Origin of the sequence: Streptomyces sp. NPDC023838, from assembly GCF_040639555.1 — a bacterium.
Lineage (GTDB): Bacteria > Actinomycetota > Actinomycetes > Streptomycetales > Streptomycetaceae > Streptomyces.
Genome location: NZ_JBFAAD010000002.1, coordinates 63,047 through 78,537, shown reverse-complemented (window position 1 = coordinate 78,537; position 15,491 = coordinate 63,047). Strand labels below are relative to the sequence as shown.

Annotated in this window: 13 protein-coding genes and 1 pseudogene; 6 read left to right on the top strand and 8 right to left on the bottom strand. The window is 70.5% G+C overall.

What is annotated here, in order from left to right; all coding sequences use genetic code 11:
• Window positions 1-327 precede the first annotated feature (327 nt).
• Window positions 328-2,643, top strand: a complete 2,316-nt coding sequence (locus AB0G17_RS02580) for a discoidin domain-containing protein (RefSeq protein WP_361374704.1) — start codon at window positions 328-330, stop codon at window positions 2,641-2,643.
• A 168-nt stretch (window positions 2,644-2,811) separates the two neighbouring features.
• Entirely contained in the window at window positions 2,812-3,957 is a 1,146-nt protein-coding gene (locus tag AB0G17_RS02575; RefSeq protein ID WP_361375315.1) for a hypothetical protein, read from the top strand.
• 59 nt (window positions 3,958-4,016) lie between these two features.
• On the opposite strand, the gene AB0G17_RS02570 is transcribed toward AB0G17_RS02575, so the two are convergent.
• The 7 genes and pseudogenes from AB0G17_RS02570 to AB0G17_RS02540 all read right to left on the bottom strand — a co-directional run bounded on the left by AB0G17_RS02570 (window position 4,017) and on the right by AB0G17_RS02540 (window position 11,015).
• Window positions 4,017-5,090, bottom strand: a complete 1,074-nt coding sequence (locus tag AB0G17_RS02570) for a DUF6397 family protein (protein WP_361374702.1) — start codon at window positions 5,088-5,090, stop codon at window positions 4,017-4,019.
• 121 nt (window positions 5,091-5,211) lie between these two features.
• Window positions 5,212-5,622, bottom strand: coding sequence for a roadblock/LC7 domain-containing protein (locus AB0G17_RS02565; RefSeq protein WP_361374700.1), 411 nt, complete (start codon window positions 5,620-5,622; stop codon window positions 5,212-5,214).
• 109 nt (window positions 5,623-5,731) lie between these two features.
• Window positions 5,732-6,325, bottom strand: a complete 594-nt coding sequence (locus AB0G17_RS02560; RefSeq protein ID WP_361374698.1) for an ATP/GTP-binding protein — start codon at window positions 6,323-6,325, stop codon at window positions 5,732-5,734.
• Complete coding sequence (locus tag AB0G17_RS02555; protein WP_361374696.1) at window positions 6,306-6,719, bottom strand: DUF742 domain-containing protein; 414 nt, start codon at window positions 6,717-6,719, stop codon at window positions 6,306-6,308. The genes AB0G17_RS02560 and AB0G17_RS02555 overlap by 20 nt, the downstream gene beginning before the upstream one ends.
• A 26-nt stretch (window positions 6,720-6,745) precedes the next feature.
• Window positions 6,746-7,183, bottom strand: coding sequence for a roadblock/LC7 domain-containing protein (locus AB0G17_RS02550; protein WP_361374694.1), 438 nt, complete (start codon window positions 7,181-7,183; stop codon window positions 6,746-6,748).
• Window positions 7,180-9,736, bottom strand: a pseudogene (locus AB0G17_RS02545) (nitrate- and nitrite sensing domain-containing protein). The gene AB0G17_RS02550 and the pseudogene AB0G17_RS02545 overlap by 4 nt, the downstream one beginning before the upstream one ends.
• A 472-nt stretch (window positions 9,737-10,208) precedes the next feature.
• Window positions 10,209-11,015: an MHYT domain-containing protein gene (locus tag AB0G17_RS02540; RefSeq protein WP_361374692.1), complete on the bottom strand. Its 807-nt coding sequence runs from the start codon at window positions 11,013-11,015 to the stop codon at window positions 10,209-10,211.
• A gap of 180 nt (window positions 11,016-11,195) precedes the next feature.
• Between AB0G17_RS02540 and AB0G17_RS02535 the strand changes: the two genes are divergently transcribed.
• Window positions 11,196-11,795 carry a class I SAM-dependent methyltransferase gene (locus AB0G17_RS02535; protein ID WP_361374690.1) on the top strand — a complete coding sequence of 200 codons (600 nt, stop codon included), beginning with the start codon at window positions 11,196-11,198 and terminating at the stop codon, window positions 11,793-11,795.
• Window positions 11,796-12,079: 284 nt separating this feature from the next.
• Here AB0G17_RS02535 and AB0G17_RS02530 read toward each other — a convergent pair whose 3' ends face one another.
• Window positions 12,080-12,943 (bottom strand): alpha/beta hydrolase, encoded by an 864-nt coding sequence (locus AB0G17_RS02530; protein WP_361374688.1) that lies wholly within the window; start codon window positions 12,941-12,943, stop codon window positions 12,080-12,082.
• Window positions 12,944-13,075: 132 nt separating this feature from the next.
• Between AB0G17_RS02530 and AB0G17_RS02525 the strand changes: the two genes are divergently transcribed.
• The 3 genes from AB0G17_RS02525 (at window position 13,076) to AB0G17_RS02515 (ending at window position 15,436) form a co-directional block, all read left to right on the top strand.
• Complete coding sequence (locus AB0G17_RS02525; RefSeq protein WP_361374686.1) at window positions 13,076-13,738, top strand: PadR family transcriptional regulator; 663 nt, start codon at window positions 13,076-13,078, stop codon at window positions 13,736-13,738.
• 230 nt (window positions 13,739-13,968) lie between these two features.
• A complete protein-coding gene (locus tag AB0G17_RS02520) occupies window positions 13,969-14,229 on the top strand; it encodes a hypothetical protein (RefSeq protein ID WP_361374684.1) in 261 nt (86 codons plus the stop codon).
• 313 nt (window positions 14,230-14,542) lie between these two features.
• Window positions 14,543-15,436, top strand: a complete 894-nt coding sequence (locus tag AB0G17_RS02515; protein WP_361375313.1) for a hypothetical protein — start codon at window positions 14,543-14,545, stop codon at window positions 15,434-15,436.
• Window positions 15,437-15,491 lie beyond the last annotated feature (55 nt).

Here is a 15,491-nt window from a genome sequence, read left to right as displayed (position 1 = left end):
CAACGCGCACCCCCACGTCGCGGGGGCCCGCCGCTCCTGCGCGGGGACTTGTCCGAGTCCGGGCCAATTTCAGCCGCTCGCCTTGACATGACATCCACATGACCTAGTTTCAGCCGGAACATTGCCACCACCACTACTCAGCCAGGGGCCCGCGTGACATTCAGGTTCTCGCGTACGTCGTTCCGTCTCACCCGCCTCCGACCACGTGCTCTCGTCCTCCTCGCGACAGCGACGACGACCGCCGCGCTCCTGCCACTGGTCACCCCCAGCGACGCGGTCGCCGGCCGACCCCCCACTCCCCCCGTGGTCGACCCCAACGCGTCTCCGATGTCTCCCCACCACGGAGTGGCACCCGCCGACGCCATGCGCCCCACCGCACCCCTCCTGACCGAGTCCGGCTGGAGTGTCGCGGCCAGCGGCACTTCCCTCACCATCGACATGCACCGGACCGACATCGTCTCGGCGCTCGTCTACCAACCGCGCAGGACCGGCGGCAGCCGCCTCACCGAGTACGCCATCCGTCTCAGTACGGACGGGCGGCACTGGCCCAAACCCGTCGCCACCGGAACCCTGGCCGACGACTCCACCGCCAAGACCCTCAACTTCGCCGCCCAGGGGGCCCGTTACATACGTCTCTCGGCAACGGCAGCGGCCGGTGGCCGCAACGGCTGGGCCGCCGGAACAGAGCGAATATCCTCCAGCTCCTCGCCCACGGCCCTCGCCTCCCGAGCTGCCGTCCACCTCCTGGGTGACCCCGCCCTACCGGCCCCGTCCACCGCCTTCCTTCCGGTCGACGGTTGGACGGTCTCCGCGACCGATGAGGAGACGGCCCAGACGAACGGCCGCGCCGCCAACGTCCTGGACGGTGATCCCGCCACCCTCTGGCACAGCAGATGGTCACCGAAGACCGTGCGCCTCCCGCACGCCCTCGTCATCGACATGCACCAAACGACCGCTGTCTCGGCGCTCACCTATCAGCCGCGCCAGACCGGTGTGAACGGCCGCATCGGCACGTATGCCATCTCCACCAGTCTCGACGGCGTCTCGTTCGGCGCGCCCGTGGCGAGCGGCCACTGGAAGGACGACGCGACCGTGAAGACCGCCACCTTCACCCGCGCCGTCTCCGCCCGGTACGTACGACTCGTCGCCCTCAGCGAGGCAGGCCAGCGTGGACTCTGGAGCTCCGCCGCCGAGATCCGGCTCAGTGGACCGAGCGACCCCTCCCGGTTCGGCTCCTGGGGTCCGGTCACCGGATTCCCCCTGGTACCGGTCGCCACGGCCGTCCTGCCCGGCAACAAGCTGCTGGCGTGGTCGGCGTACGCCGTCGACCGGTACGGCGGCAGCAACGGCTACACCCAGACCGCCATCATGGACCTCACCACCGGCCGGGTGACCCAGCGCCGCGTCGACAACACCGGCCACGACATGTTCTGCCCCGGCATCGCCAGGCTCGCCGACGGACGGGTGCTGGTGACCGGCGGCAGCAACGCGTCCCGCGCCAGCATCTATGACCCCCGCACCGACACCTGGTCCTCGACGACGGACATGAACATCGCCCGCGGCTACCAGGCGATGACGCTGCTCTCCAGCGGTGACGCGTTCGTCCTCGGCGGGTCCTGGAGCAGCGGGGACAGCGCCCGGGACGGTGAAGTGTGGTCGGCCACGACCCACACCTGGCGCAGGCTTCCGGGCGTGCCCGTCGCGAGCGCCATGACCGCGGATCCCCGCGGCGCCTACCGGGCCGACAACCACATGTGGCTGCACGCCACCTCCGAGGGACGTGTCCTCCAACTCGGCCCCAGCAAGCAGATGAACTGGATCACCACCGACGGCGACGGCAGCATCACCCCGGCCGGCACGCGGGCCGACAGCCAGGGCGCCATGAACGGCAACGCCGTCTCGTACGACATCGGCAAGCTGCTCACCCTCGGCGGCGCGCCCGCCTACGAGAACGCCCCTGCCACCCGCCGCGCCTACACGGTCGACCTCAACGACGGCAGCCGGCCCACGGCCACCCGCACCGGCGACATGGCCGCCGCCCGCGCGTTCAGCAACAGCATTGTGCTGCCTGACGGAAAGGTCGTGGTCTTCGGAGGCCAGGAGACCCCGGTTCCCTTCAGCGACGCCAAGTCGGTGATGACTCCGGAGATCTGGGACCCGGCCACCGGCCGCTTCACGCCACTCGCCACCATGGCGGTGCCCCGCAACTACCACAGCACCGCCAACCTGCTGCCCGACGGACGGATCTTCTCGGGTGGCGGCGGGCTCTGCGGGGACTGCGCGACCAACCACCTGGACGGGGCGATCTTCACTCCTCCCTACCTTCTGAATCCGGACGGCAGCGAGCGGACCCGCCCTGTCATCACCAGCACCCCACCGAGCCATGTGGCGCTGGGCTCGACGCTGGCGGTCTCCACCGGGTCGCCCGTCAGCGCGTTCGCCCTGGTCCGCTCCGGGGCCGTCACCCACTCCACCGACAACGACCAGCGTCGAGTACCGCTGACATTCCGACAGGCCGGCGAAGGCTCCTACGAGATCTCCATCCCGAACGATCCCGGAGTCGCACTCCCGGGTACGTACCTGCTGTTCGCCCTGAATGCGGACGGTGTACCGAGTGTCGCCAAGGTGATCAGTGTGGGCTGACCCATTCGTCACCCTTCGGGTGTGGGGGGAAGCACACCGGCGTGCCCCGATGAACGAGTCGCACCGGACTACCGTCTTCCCTGCCGGGCTCCGCAGGCCCCTGCGAGCTGTCGACGTACCCGGCGGGGAAACAGGAGTTGAACACACGTGCCGGCCATCAGTCAGCGGATGCACCTCGTCCTGCTCACCGCCTGGACCGCTCTGTGGTTCGCCGTGGTGGAGCCGAACGGCGGTTTCTCCTGGCACTACCTGCGCACCGGCGGGGAACTGATCTACCAGGGGCCGTCCGGCGACGGCACCGGCGGTCTCAACTTGTACGCCCACCATCCCGAGCTGCAGATGGGGCCGGTCAGCTTTCTGACCGCCGGGCTGTTCAACCCGTTCCCCGACTCGACCGGGCAGTTCCTCGCTGCGGCGCTGATGTCGGTGCTCGGCCTGGTGATCGTGGTGCTGGTCGGCCGCAGCGCCGCCTGGCACTTCCTGGGCACGGGCACCAACCACCAGCGGCTGCGCCAGCGCGTCCTCATCGCGGGACTGGCCTTCATCCCGATGTGGATCGAGGTCTCGGTCCGTTTCGGCCACCTCGACGATGTGCTCGCGCTGTTCTTCACGACCCTCGCCGTACGGGCGGTCACCCGCGGCAACGCGGCGGGAACGGGCATCTGGCTCGCCCTGGCCATCGACTCCAAGCCGACCGCGCTGGGCTTCGCCATGCTGCTCTTCGCGCTGCCCAGACAGTCCTGGCTGCGGGCAGGGCTGTGGTGCACGGGACTCGTCGCCCTGGCCTGGTTGCCGTTCTTCATCGGCAACGCGGACAGCTTCGCCGCCACCGGGTTCGCGATACCCAACCAGCCCGCCTCCGCACTGCGCTGGCTGGGCGTCGGCGATGCCGAGACCCCCGGCTGGGACCGGCCCGCCCAGGCCGCGCTGAGCCTGGCGCTCGGCGGCATCGCGGTCTGGCGCAAACGCTGGACCGCCGTGGTGCTGCTCGGCGCCAACGCCCGCATCGTCCTCGACCCGAGCGTCTACACGTACTACACGGCGTCCGTCCTGTTGGGCACACTCCTTTGGGACGTGATCGGTCAGCGCCGGCTGGTGCCGTGGTGGAGCTGGCTCGCGCTGATCGCCCTGTACGGCAGCGTCTTCGTCGTCCCGGACGATTCGGCACGGGGCTTGATACGTCTCGCGTTCGTGGTGATCTCCACGACGTACGTACTGGTGTGGCCGCAGCGGGACCGCACACGCAGGCGCGGACGCGGGCGGCGAGGGCGGCCTCGGCCTCCGGCCGCCGCGCAGCAGTCGGTGCAGGGCTGATCCGACCGCGGCCCTGATCCTGCTGAGGAGTCCTGTCTCTGTCATCGCTGCCGCCGAGTTCAGGGCGCGGTGGTCGTCGAGCGGGCGGCCGTCCGGGGTCGCCGAAGGCGTGCCAGGCCTCGCCTCAGCCTTCCGTGACCGGCCCTCGCCTCCACCGGCCGGCCCCCGGCTGGCTCGCCCCAGGCCGACCGAGCTCCGACCGACCCAACCCCGGCCGGCTCACGTCCACTCTCCTTGGGTTCCCTCTGCAGGAGTTCGCTCCGCTTGAGTTCCAGCGTCCCGGAAGAAGCGGCCGGCGCAGGCACATGGGCCGGGCGCGTGGTGGCGGCCGCATCGATCACGGGTCGCTCCCACATCGGCCGTGGCGCCGGGCGGGTCGAGCGGGCGAGGCTCAGGTGCTGTGCGAGATCCATGCGGTACCACAGGACCTCGTCCGGGTCCTGGGCCAGTTGCAGCCGCTCGATGATCTCCCGGGCGGCGGGCGAATCCGGGCCGACCCGGACGGTTTCGGGTCGGAGCCGGGTCAGATACGCCCGCTCGTACGGGTCCGTCACCACCTCTGCCAGATGTGCGGCGTCGAGTGCGGAGGCGATGCCTGCGGCTCGCTCCCACGGATCCTCGGTCTGCTGCAGCAGCATGGCTGCGCGGCGGCCGCGCCAGTTGCGCGGGCGCCGGTCCTCGCCCGCGCCCAGCCGGGCCAGCGTCTCCTTCGGCAGCTGCCGGTCGTTGAGCAGCTGCGGATGCCGGAGAGCCAGATCGGTCAGCTCCTCGGCGAGGTAGAGCCAGACAACGGCCCTGTAGCGGTTGAGGTAGCACTTGACCGGCGTGAAGTGGCCGCCGCGGGCGAGCCGCGTGAATCGGTGGGCGGGAACGGCGAGCAGCTGCGATGCCTCCGCCGTGCCCACCACACGGACTCGTTCGCGCAGGACTTCCGGGAAGCCCTCGGCCGAGCGGATGCGCTCGATCTCTTCCTGTGCCACCCGTGGGCGCGCGTTCAGGTCTTCCCGCACGGTGCGGACAAGGCCGAGCTGCACAGCCAGATCGAATTCACCGCGCTTCAGCTCCAGTTGTTGGGCAGCCCGGCCCAAGGCGACTGTCTTTCCGCCCACTTCGGCCGTGGTCGTGGTGGTCATGAGGTCCTCCCCCGTGAGTTGCGAATACTCTCGGTGACGACCGTAACCCTCCGTGCGGACATCCCGCTGGACCTGTGGATAACTTTCGTGAGCCGGGCCGCCCTTGCCGAAGAACCGCTGCTCAGAGGCCCGGAACCGGGGGCCCGGGGCGACGGGCCGCGACGCCGAGGTGCTCACCGACACGATTGACCAGCAGCGTCATCTCGTACGCGATCTGGCCGATGTCGGCGTCGGCCGTGCCCAGCACGCACAGGCAACTCCCGTCGCCCGCCGCCGTGACGAAGAGAACTGCTTCGTCGAACTCGACCATCGTCTGCCGCACCCGGCCGGCCCGGAAGTGGCGGCCGGAGCCCTTGGCCAGGCTGTGCAGCCCCGAGGACACCGCGGCGAGGTGTTCGGCGTCCTCGCGGGGCAGATCAGCGCTGGCGCCAGTGACCAGACCGTCGTTGGACAGGACGATGGCGTGCCGCACGTGTTCGACCCGCTTGGTCAGGTCGTCGAGCAGCCAGTCGAGTTCCTTGTTCAGTGCCATTACAGCCTCACCCCGCTCATGTGTTCCCCGTTTTCCCCCAGGTCTGCGGCAAGCCTTACCCATGGTTCGCGTGGGGGCAAGCAGGGGTTCCCGGCGGTAACGGCATCGCTCACCCGACCGAGTCGAGCAGCCGGGCGGTGTGCACGCGCCCGGCGTACTCGACGAGGCGGATCAGGACCTCCTTTCCGGAGTCGCGGTCGCGGGCGTCGCACAGCACGACGGGGGTGCCCTGGTCGAGGTCGAGGGCCTGGGAGACCTCGTGGGCGCCGTAGGCGCGCGAGCCCGCGAAGCAGTTGACGGCGACGACGAACGGAATGCGGCGGTGCTCGAAGTAGTCGACGGCGGGGAAGCAGTCCTCCAGACGCCGGGTGTCGGCCAGGACGAGCGCGCCAAGCGCGCCCTGCGACAGCTCGTCCCACAGGAACCAGAAGCGGTCCTGCCCGGGGGTGCCGAACAGATAGAGCGACAGACCTGACCGGATGGTGATGCGGCCGAAGTCCATGGCCACCGTGGTGGTCGTCTTGTGGTCGACGCCATCGGTGTCGTCGACGCACTCGCCCGCCTCGCTCAGTATTTCTTCGGTGCGCAGGGGCCGGATCTCGCTCACGGCGCCGACCAGGGTGGTCTTGCCGACGCCGAATCCGCCCGCGACCAGTATTTTCAGCGCGAGGGCGGACGTGGGGTCAGAGTGCTCGGAGGCCATCGATCACTTCTCTCAGGATCTTCTCGTCGGGCAACTGCGCGGGCGGTACGGGCCGGTGCACGCTGATGCGGCCGGCTTCGAGGAGGTCCCCAATGAGGACGCGGACGACCCCGACGGGCAGATCGGCGTCGGCGGCCAACTCGGCGACCGACTGTGTCTCCGTTCGGCACAAGGCCAGCAGCGACCGGTGTTCGGGACCCAGCAGCGACTCCTCGGCCGGGTCCGGCGCGTCGGCGGCCATCGAGACCAGGGCGATGAAGTCGAGCCGGATACCACCGGCGGCCGGCTCGGTGCGGCCGCCCGTCATGGCGTAGGGGCGGACGAGCGGGCCCGCGTCGGCGTCGTACCAGCGGCTTCCCGCCGGGCCCGGAGCGGCCTCCTCGTGCTCGGTCATGGGGTGTGACGTCCCTCGTCGTCCGGTCAACCGGCGGCCGTGGGCCGCATGGTGTGCCGGGGCGGGGTGTGCAGATGCTCGCCCACGCGCCTGACGAGGCGGGCCATCTCGTAGGCGATGAGCCCGATGTCCGAGGTGAGGGCGCTCAGCACGGCGAGGCAGGAGCCGTCGCCCGCCGCGGCGACGAAGAGGAAACCGTCGTCCATCTCGACCATCGTCTGTCGCACACCTCCGGTGTGGAAGTGGCGGCCCGCTCCTTTGGCGAGACTGTGGAACCCCGAGGCGACGGCCGCGAGATGCTCGGCGTCCTCGCGGCTGAGGCCGTTGGACGCGCCGACGGCCAGCCCGTCGTTGGACAGGACGACCGCGTGCCGCACCTCTCCGACCCGCAGGACCAGGTCGTCGAGCAGCCAGTCGACTTCCCCGGCTCGGAGCGGGGAGTCGAGCCTCTGGTGGTCGATCATGCGTGATCTCCTTCGCTCGTGTGGTCGTCGCCGAAGGCTTCTTCGGCGGCGGAGGTTCCGGTGGCGGTGCGATCGCTGTCAGCACCGGCCACAGGGGGGCGAGAGGTGGCACCAGCGGCCCTCTCGGCACGGGAGACAGCCCCGTGGGAAGCGTCGCGACGGGAGGCGTCGCCGCGAGCCCAGCCGCCCATGTACGCGGTCATGCGGTCACGGACCAGCTCCGGGGTCCGCGTGTCCGCGGCTTCGTCCTGCCGGAGGTTCCTCGGAGGGAGCTTCGCGCAGTTGGGGGGCGAGGCTCGCCTGCCGTACGCGGCGCGGGAGTCCGTCGCCGTGGGCACTGCCGGGAGCAACAGTCCGCGCCCGCTGACGCAGCGTGGCGATGCTGGGCGGTGGCGCGGGGACATCGGGCGGTGTCGTGGGCACCGACGCGGGCGCGGTCATCGCGCGCGTGGATGGAGTGCCGGGCTGGGTGACGAGGGCGGGGCGTACCGCGGTCGGCGCGGTGGAGGGGGTCGTCCTGGGGTACTCGGGTCGAGCGGCGTCTGCCCGGTCGGGCCGCGGGCCCGGCGCCGGGGCGAGTGGTCTGCCTCGTTCCCTCTGCGCGGCGGTGGGCACTCGGTCGTCGTGCTCGGCGCCGGACCTGGCAAGCGGTATCCGCCCGGTGTCTGCCCCCGGCCGCGTTGCCTGTCGCGCCACGGCGGTGGTCGCGCTGTCCAGCAGCGCCGTGGGCAGAAGGACGACGGCAGTGGTGCCGCCGTACGGCGAGGTGCGCAGCTGGACCTTGACGCCGTGCCGCGCGGCGAGCCGGCTGACCACGAAGAGGCCGAGGCGGTCGGTGTCGAAGAGGTGGACGGCTTCGGAGTGCTCGATCCGGTGGTTTGCCTCTTCGAGGCTCTCTTTACCCATGCCCAGGCCCCGGTCCTCGATCTCCAGGGCGTAGCCGTTGCCGACCGGCTCACCGCTGACGTGCACCTTGGTGTGGGGCGGCGAGAACTGGGCTGCGTTCTCGACGAGTTCGGCCAGTAGATGGGTGAGGTCGGCGACGGCGCCTCCAGTGACCGCCGCCTCATCCAGGTGGCGCACCTCTACGCGCGCGTAGTCCTCGACTTCGGCCACCGCCGCCCGTACGACGCTGGTGAGCGGAACGGGCACGCTCCAGGCGCGCCCGGGGGCGGCTCCGGAAAGGATGATCAGGCTCTCCGCGTGGCGGCGCATCCGGGTGGTGAGGTGATCGAGGCGGAACAGGTCGCCCAGCTCCCCCGGGTCTTCGGCACGGCGCTCCATGCTGTCGAGCAGGTTGAGCTGCCGGTGCACGAGGACTTGGCTGCGACGGGCGAGGTTGACGAAGACCCCCGAGATGCCGCTGGCGAGTTCGGCGCGTTCCACGGCGGCCGCCATAGCGGCCCGGTGGACGGTACCGAGGGCCTCCCCGACCTGCCCGATCTCGTCCTCGGAGGCCGGACCCCGGGGCGCTTCGGCCTCGACGTCGAGGCCCTCGCCCGCCCTCAATCGCCCCATGGCGGCAGGGAGTTTGCGCCGGGCTATCTCCAGGGCCGTGTTGCGGAGGCTGACCAGCTCGACGACGAGACCGCGGCCGATCCGGACGGAGATGACCAGGGAGGCAGCCACAGCCACCAGCCCGAGCAGGACGGCCGCCCCGGCTGGGGTGAGCAGGCCGCGGGCAAACGGATCGGCGCGGCCGACGAGGTCACGCGTGGCGCCGGACTCGATGTCACGCATGCCCTTCTGAACGGTGGCGAGCGCGTCGTCCCACGAGGTCTCCGGTACGGTCTGGGCCGCATCGCGTCCGGGCGTCGCGATCAGCACCTTGTCCTCGGCGGCACGCAGGGCGGTGTACGCGGGCTCTTCGCTCAGAGTGCGCCAGGCGGCGCGTTCCGCACTGCTCAAGTCAGCCGTGGCGGCGTCGGTGAGGGTACGGCGCGAGTCGACAGCACCGGCGAACGCGGTGTGATGGGCAAAGGTGAACGTGCGCGCGAGCTGGGCCGAGCTGAGCAGGGCATCCTCACGTGCGAGCATCTCCGCCGCCCGGCTGAACTCGTGGATCACACGCACGTCGGAGCCGAGGGCGCCGTCTTTGATAGCGGTGAGCGCGCCGGTCGCGTCGAAGGCGAGAGCGATGGTGTCGGTGTACTGCCGGTAGGCGCCGTCCCAGCCCGACTTGCGACCGAGGACATCCGCCCGCAGCGCAGGCAGCTGTTGTGCGCGGGACACGAACTGCCGCAGCCGGTCGGCCGTGCCGCCCGGGAGGTCGCCGTCGTCGGCGACTGTGTTCTTGTCCCCGAGGCGGAGCTGAGCGATCGCGCCCTCGGTGCGCTTGGCCTGCTGTGTGAAGGCGGCGGCCCGGTCGTCAGCCGGGCTGGCCAAATACCTTACTGCGAAGCGTCGTTCGACCTGGAGCTCGGTAATCGCTGCGGCCAGCGGCGTACGCACCTGCTCGTCGACACGGCGCAGCTGGCGCAGTTCCGAGACGTCCTGCGCGGTCGTGACGGTGGCGAATCCCCAGAGGGCGATCAGCGAGACGACCGGAACCATCAGCAGGGACACGATCTTGGCTCGAACGGTCGTCGGGCGAAACCACCCGCGCGTCCCTGACCCGCCACGCTCCCCTGACTCTCCTGCCTTCCTTGCCTCTCTCGCCTCCCTTGGCTCCCCTGCCTCCCTTGACTCCCTTGACTCCCTTGACTCCCTTGATTGCATGCGAGCACGGACCGCTCGCTCATACGCCTCCGCCCCATCGCTCCGGGCTTCCCCCGCGGAGTGATCCTCGGCAGCGGGCGGGCCGGCGTGCGCGCGTCGGCCGCGGGCGGGTGTGGAGGACGGAGGAAGCGGCCGGGGGTCGGCGCCCGGGGCCTTGCTGGGTGTGCGCACGGATCGCCTCGCTTACGGGAACGGTTCTGCAAAAAATCCGGGAACGGCTGTTCTGCGACCGGAACTTCGGACCATGGGCGGTCGTTGTGGAAAGTGGATGGGCGAGGGCTGGACGGGGCCAGAGGCGCGAACGCGATCAGGGGGCGATCGCGTCACGCGGGGAATCCAGGGACGCGGGCGCGTCGACGTTGGTGAGTTCTGCGGAGCGGTAGGCGCTGCGCTCGCCGGCGGTGGGTGAGAGGGCGACGAAGGCGGAGGTGATGAAGAGGTAGGAGCCGAGACCGACAGCGAGGGGGAAGATGAACTGCATGGCCGTCGCTCCGGGCAGATCCGCGCCGGACGGGGTGACGTGCACACTCACGGCGATCATGCCCGTGTAGTGCATGCTGCTCACGGCCGCACCCATGACCAGGGCTGCGACGGCGACAGCGGCGGGCGACTTGATGTTGAGCCCGGCCCAGAGGGCAGCGGTGGCCGCGACGACCGCGATCAGCACCGAGAGACCTACGAGCGCGGGGTCGTAGTGGATCTGGCCGTGCAGTCGCAGGGCCGCCATGCCGAGGAAGTGCATGCTGGCGACGCCAAGGCCGGTGGTGAGGCCGCCCAGCAGTAGGGCCCGGGGGCGATCCTTGCCGTAGCCGACAGCGAAGACTCCTGCACCCACGACGAGCATCGCGACGAGCAGACTGAGGAGGGTGAGTGGCACGTTGTAGTGAATGTCCGTGCCGGTGACGGCGAAGCCGAGCATGGCTACGAAGTGCATCGTCCAGATGCCCGTGCCGATCGCGGACGCTGCCGTGACAAGCCAGTTGCGGCGGGAGCGGCCGCTCGCCGAGAGCGCCCTCACGGTGCAGCACAAGCCGAGGGCGGCGCCGATGCAGGCCATCGCGTACGACAGCACGGGTGTCAGCCAGCCGAAGGCGGCGTGGTCCAGGTGTCCCATGGCCCCGGGACGGTAGTCCGGGCGGGGGCGCAGGCCAGGGGCGCAGTCCGAAAGCTGTTGAAAATTGACACAACTAGACCCCTGAACGATCGTGCCGCGTTCGAACGTGCGCACCGACGACTTGTTTCAGCCAGACGAGTCAGAGGCGGACTGTTCGAGCCTGTGAGGGATCATGGTCAGATGGCCGATGATCACATGCACGTTCAGGAATTCTTCGGCGCTCGGGCAGCGGATTGGGAGAGCCGCTTTCCGGACGACGGGCCGGCGTACGCGGCGGCGGTCGCCGAGCTGGGGCTGCAACCGGGAGCGGCCGTACTCGACGCCGGGTGCGGCACGGGCCGCGCGCTCCCGCTACTCCGAGAGGCCGTGGGGCCCGGTGGCGCGGTGCTCGGCGTCGATCTGACGCCGGAGATGCTGGAAGCAGCGGTACGGGCCGGGCGGGACCGGGTCGGTTGGCTGGCACTGGGTGACGTTGCCAGGCTGCCGCTGAGGACTGGCGCGTTCGACGCGGTGTTCGGGGCGGGCCTGATCTCACACCTGCCGGAACCGAAGGTGAATCTGCGGGAGTTGGCGCGGGTGGTGCGACCGGGAGGGAAGCTGGCGCTCTTCCACCCCATCGGACGCGCGGCCCTCGCCGCGCGGCAGGGGCGGCAGATCACACCGGACGACCTCCGAGCGGAACCGCAGCTGCGACCACTGCTCGCGGGGGCGGGCTGGCGGATGGTGTCGTACGCGGACGAGGATGCGCGCTTTCTTGCGGTTGCGGTGCGGGAGGGGTGATGGGGGGAGGGGGGCGGGGCCCCAAGCCCCAGGTGTGCGTCTGCGGTTCGATCGCCTCGTCGCCGCGTCTCGCCCAGCCCCGCCGGCTCTAGCCCTACCCCCTTCACCTCCCTACTTGGCTCCAGGCCGTCCACCAGCCGGTCCCGGCCCACCCGCCCCCGCTAGCGTCTCCGCCCCGGCACCTCCGGTCAGGGCTGACGTTGGCCAGGGCTGACGTTGGCCAAGGACTGGCGGTGGCCAGCGCTGGCGGTGGCCCGGGCTGACGGTGGTCAGAGCGACGATGGTCAGGGCTGACGGTGGCTCGTTGTAGAGCTACTGCTGTTGCCTGCAACCGCGTTGATGAAGGCCTGGGGGTTGTCGAACATGATGTTGTGGCCGGCGTTCGGGACGACCTCGATGTGGACGCCCGAGGCGGTCAGTTCCTCGCGGCCGGAGAGGTCGTTGTCGACGTCGCCTACCAGGTAGGTGCGGTCGATCGGCAAGCCCATGAGGAGGTGGCGCATGGTGGGCTGGGTGCCGCGTACCAGGCCGAGGGCGGTGCGGTGCAGTGCGAGTGGGTCGGCGAGCCTCATCGTCGCCGCCCACACCGGGCCGATGCGGTCGAGGACGGCCGCGAAGCCGCCACCGTGGACGAAGTCGTCCTCGGTGTAGGTGGCGATGCCGCTGCTCCCGGCCGCCGGGGTGGGGTGGGGGTCGAGGTTGGCCTCGGTGAGGACGAGTCGCGACACGAGGTCGGGACGACGGGCGGCGAGCACGATGGCGACGGCGCCGCCCATGCTGTGCCCGGCTATGTCGGCGCCGGTGGCGCCCGCCGCGTCGAGGGCGGCGGCGAGGGCGTCCGCGTGCTCTTCAAGGCTGTAGCCGAAGTCGGCCGGGCGGTCGCTGATGCCGTGGCCGGGCAGGTCTACGAACAGTTGCCTGCGCACGGCGAGGCGGGGGTGGGCGGCGACGTGGGCGTGGTAGACGGTTGATGCCGAGCCGAGCCCGTGGACGTACACGAGTGGCGGCAGGTCCGCTTCCCCGACGCGTTCGTCGCGCCCCAGCCCCGCCTCCAGTCGGTCGGCGTTCAATCGGGATGCCTCGGGCAGGCCCTCCGACTCGGTCCAGCGGATCTGGCTGCCCTGCTTGTCGAATGCCGTGTGTCGCACGTTCCGTCCCCGTTCCGCTTGTGCCTGCCAGGCGCTTGGCGCTGCCATGCACCTACTTCGGTGTGGCGACTATACATCGTTGTCGAGGTACTACGACACCGATGTACTGCGGTCATGAGGCAGAATGCGAGCATGCTTGAGCTCGCCATCCTGGGATTCCTGTACGAAGCGCCGCTGCACGGCTATGAGCTGCGCAAACGGATCACCGCGCTGACCGGACACGTACGTCCTGTTGCCGAGAGCACGCTCTACCCGGCGATCAAGCGGCTGGAGAAGGCGGGGCTGCTGGCTCGGGAGACGCAGCCCGGAGCGGTGGCGGCGCCTCGCCACATGCTCACACTCACCACCGAGGGCAGGGCGGAGCTGGTGCGGCGGCTCGCCGAACCCGAGCAGGTCGAGATCACGGACGAGAACCGTTGGTTCACGCTGCTCGCGTTTCTGCGGCATCTGCCCGAGCCCGCCCGACAGGCGGAGGTGCTGCGGCGACGGCTGCGCTTCCTGGAGGAACCCGCGAGCTTCTTCTACGAAGGCGAACGGCCGCTCAGCGCAGAGGAGTTGGATGACCCGTTCCGCCAGGGGATTCTCACCGTGGCCCGGGCCACCAGTGCGGCGGAGTTGAAGTGGCTGCGTGCCACGCTCCGGTCGCTTGGTTCACCCGCGCCGGGCGAGGCCACCGACACACCTGACACGTCTGGCACATCTCGAACGGCCGGCACACCTGACACGGCCGGCACACCTGACACGCCCGGCACATCTGACATGCCCGGCACGGCCAACCAGCGCCGCAAGGTCTAGCGAGTCAAACCCCGTGTGACCGGCGCGAGGGGGTCGCACGGTTCGGCTCGTTCGTGAGCCGTTCACGGCACTCACCGGCGGTTCGCCTCGGGCGGTCAGATCGGCGGTTCACGTCAATCGGCCCGTTCCGACCCCTATCTGTCACCAGGTTGTCAACTCTAGCTTGAGAAAGGCATTTTGATTCGCACCTGGTGAACGCACCCGCAGGGAAGGCGGTCCGAATGTTTCGCATGTTCGGCAGATTCCGGAAGCCGGAACGGCGTGAACCCGCGCGGCAGCACAACATCTTCGAGTCCGCCGCCACCTATGTCGCGGCCTGCGCGGAGGACGACCAGGAGGCACTCGACGAGGCGGTCGGATGGGTGTCGCCGGAGGCGATGTCCTTCGGGGTACGGGAGCTGGCGTGTCGGGCGCTCATCGCGCTGGCGCGGGAGCGCGACGAGTCGCCGCAGGCGGTCGCGCGTTCGCTGATGGGGCTGCCGGTCGCCTGACCGCGTACGGACCGGCCGGGGGGGGAAGGGCAGGACGCGCGATCTGGGCTGATTCCACGTGATCTCGTCCCATCCCCTCCTATCTCGCCTGATCTTGCCGTTCGCCCGCGAGCCCGGGCTCTCGACTTGCCGGTCCCGTCGCTGCCAAGCCGGCCCTCCGCCGCCGCAAACCCTCGACGATCGGGTTACCCAGTGGTTATGGTGCGCCGACGAGCGATCCGAAGGGGAGGGTTCCGTGACCGGGACGGACGAGGCAGCGACCGCCACAGCCGCGGCCGACGCGGTCGATGACCACGCGGTCGACGACGACGCGCTGTATGTGCTCACGGCGGTGTTGCTCACGCCCGCGCAGTTCCCCAGCGTGCTCGGTGACGACTTCCCGGAGGCGTGCGCGGCCCTCGGCCTCGAACCGTACCCGGGTGGCTACGGCCTGGTCCTCGGCCAGGACGGGAACGGCGCCCGATGGACCGTGATCGTCGACGACGTCTCGCTGGTCGCGGTGGCGATCGCGTCGTGGGACTGCGGGATGGAGTACGACTTGTCGCCGGACGAGCGTACGGTGGTGGCCGCGCTGCCCGGCTGGCCGCTGGAACTCGCCGTCGCCGCGCCAGGAGTGGCCCCGCCGCACGACCCCGAGTCGGAGCCGGACGAAGACGGCACGATGCGGCCGCCGCTCTCGCCGCCCGACACGAGCGTGTGGGGCTCCCCGCAACGACGCCTCGGCGCCGATGAAGTCGCTCTGCAGTGGGCGGCGTGGCGCGGACAGATAGCCGACGACGAGGACGAGACCGAGACCGAGGACGGCGGGCCGCAGGGCACTGCCGGGCCGGGGGCTGTGGAGACCCCGGAGGAGGCAGCCGTGGCTGACTCCTCCGCCGACGCCGACCCTGGCCCGGCCCCGGCCCCCGCCCCCGCCCCCGCCCCCGCCCCCACGACTCTCGACGCGCGCGTGGAGCGAGTTCTCGACGAGGTACGGCAGTACCTCGACTCCCCTCCCCCGCTCGGGCGTGTGCGGTCGAGTTTCGCGCCGGGCGGGGCGCGTATGTTGCGGGCCGACGGTCCTGGGTGGTCGATCGTCGCCAGGACCGACGACATCGCGTTCGTACTGCTGGACGACGAGCCGGGCGAGGTGGTGCCGGTGGGGCGCGGGCTCAAGTTGCCGGGGCTCCTGGAGGCCTTGGACGCGATGGCCGTACGACCGTCCTGAGCCGGCCTGAGCGCCGCCCTGAGCCGCGCTCGCGGCGCCGCCCGCGCCCGGCGCG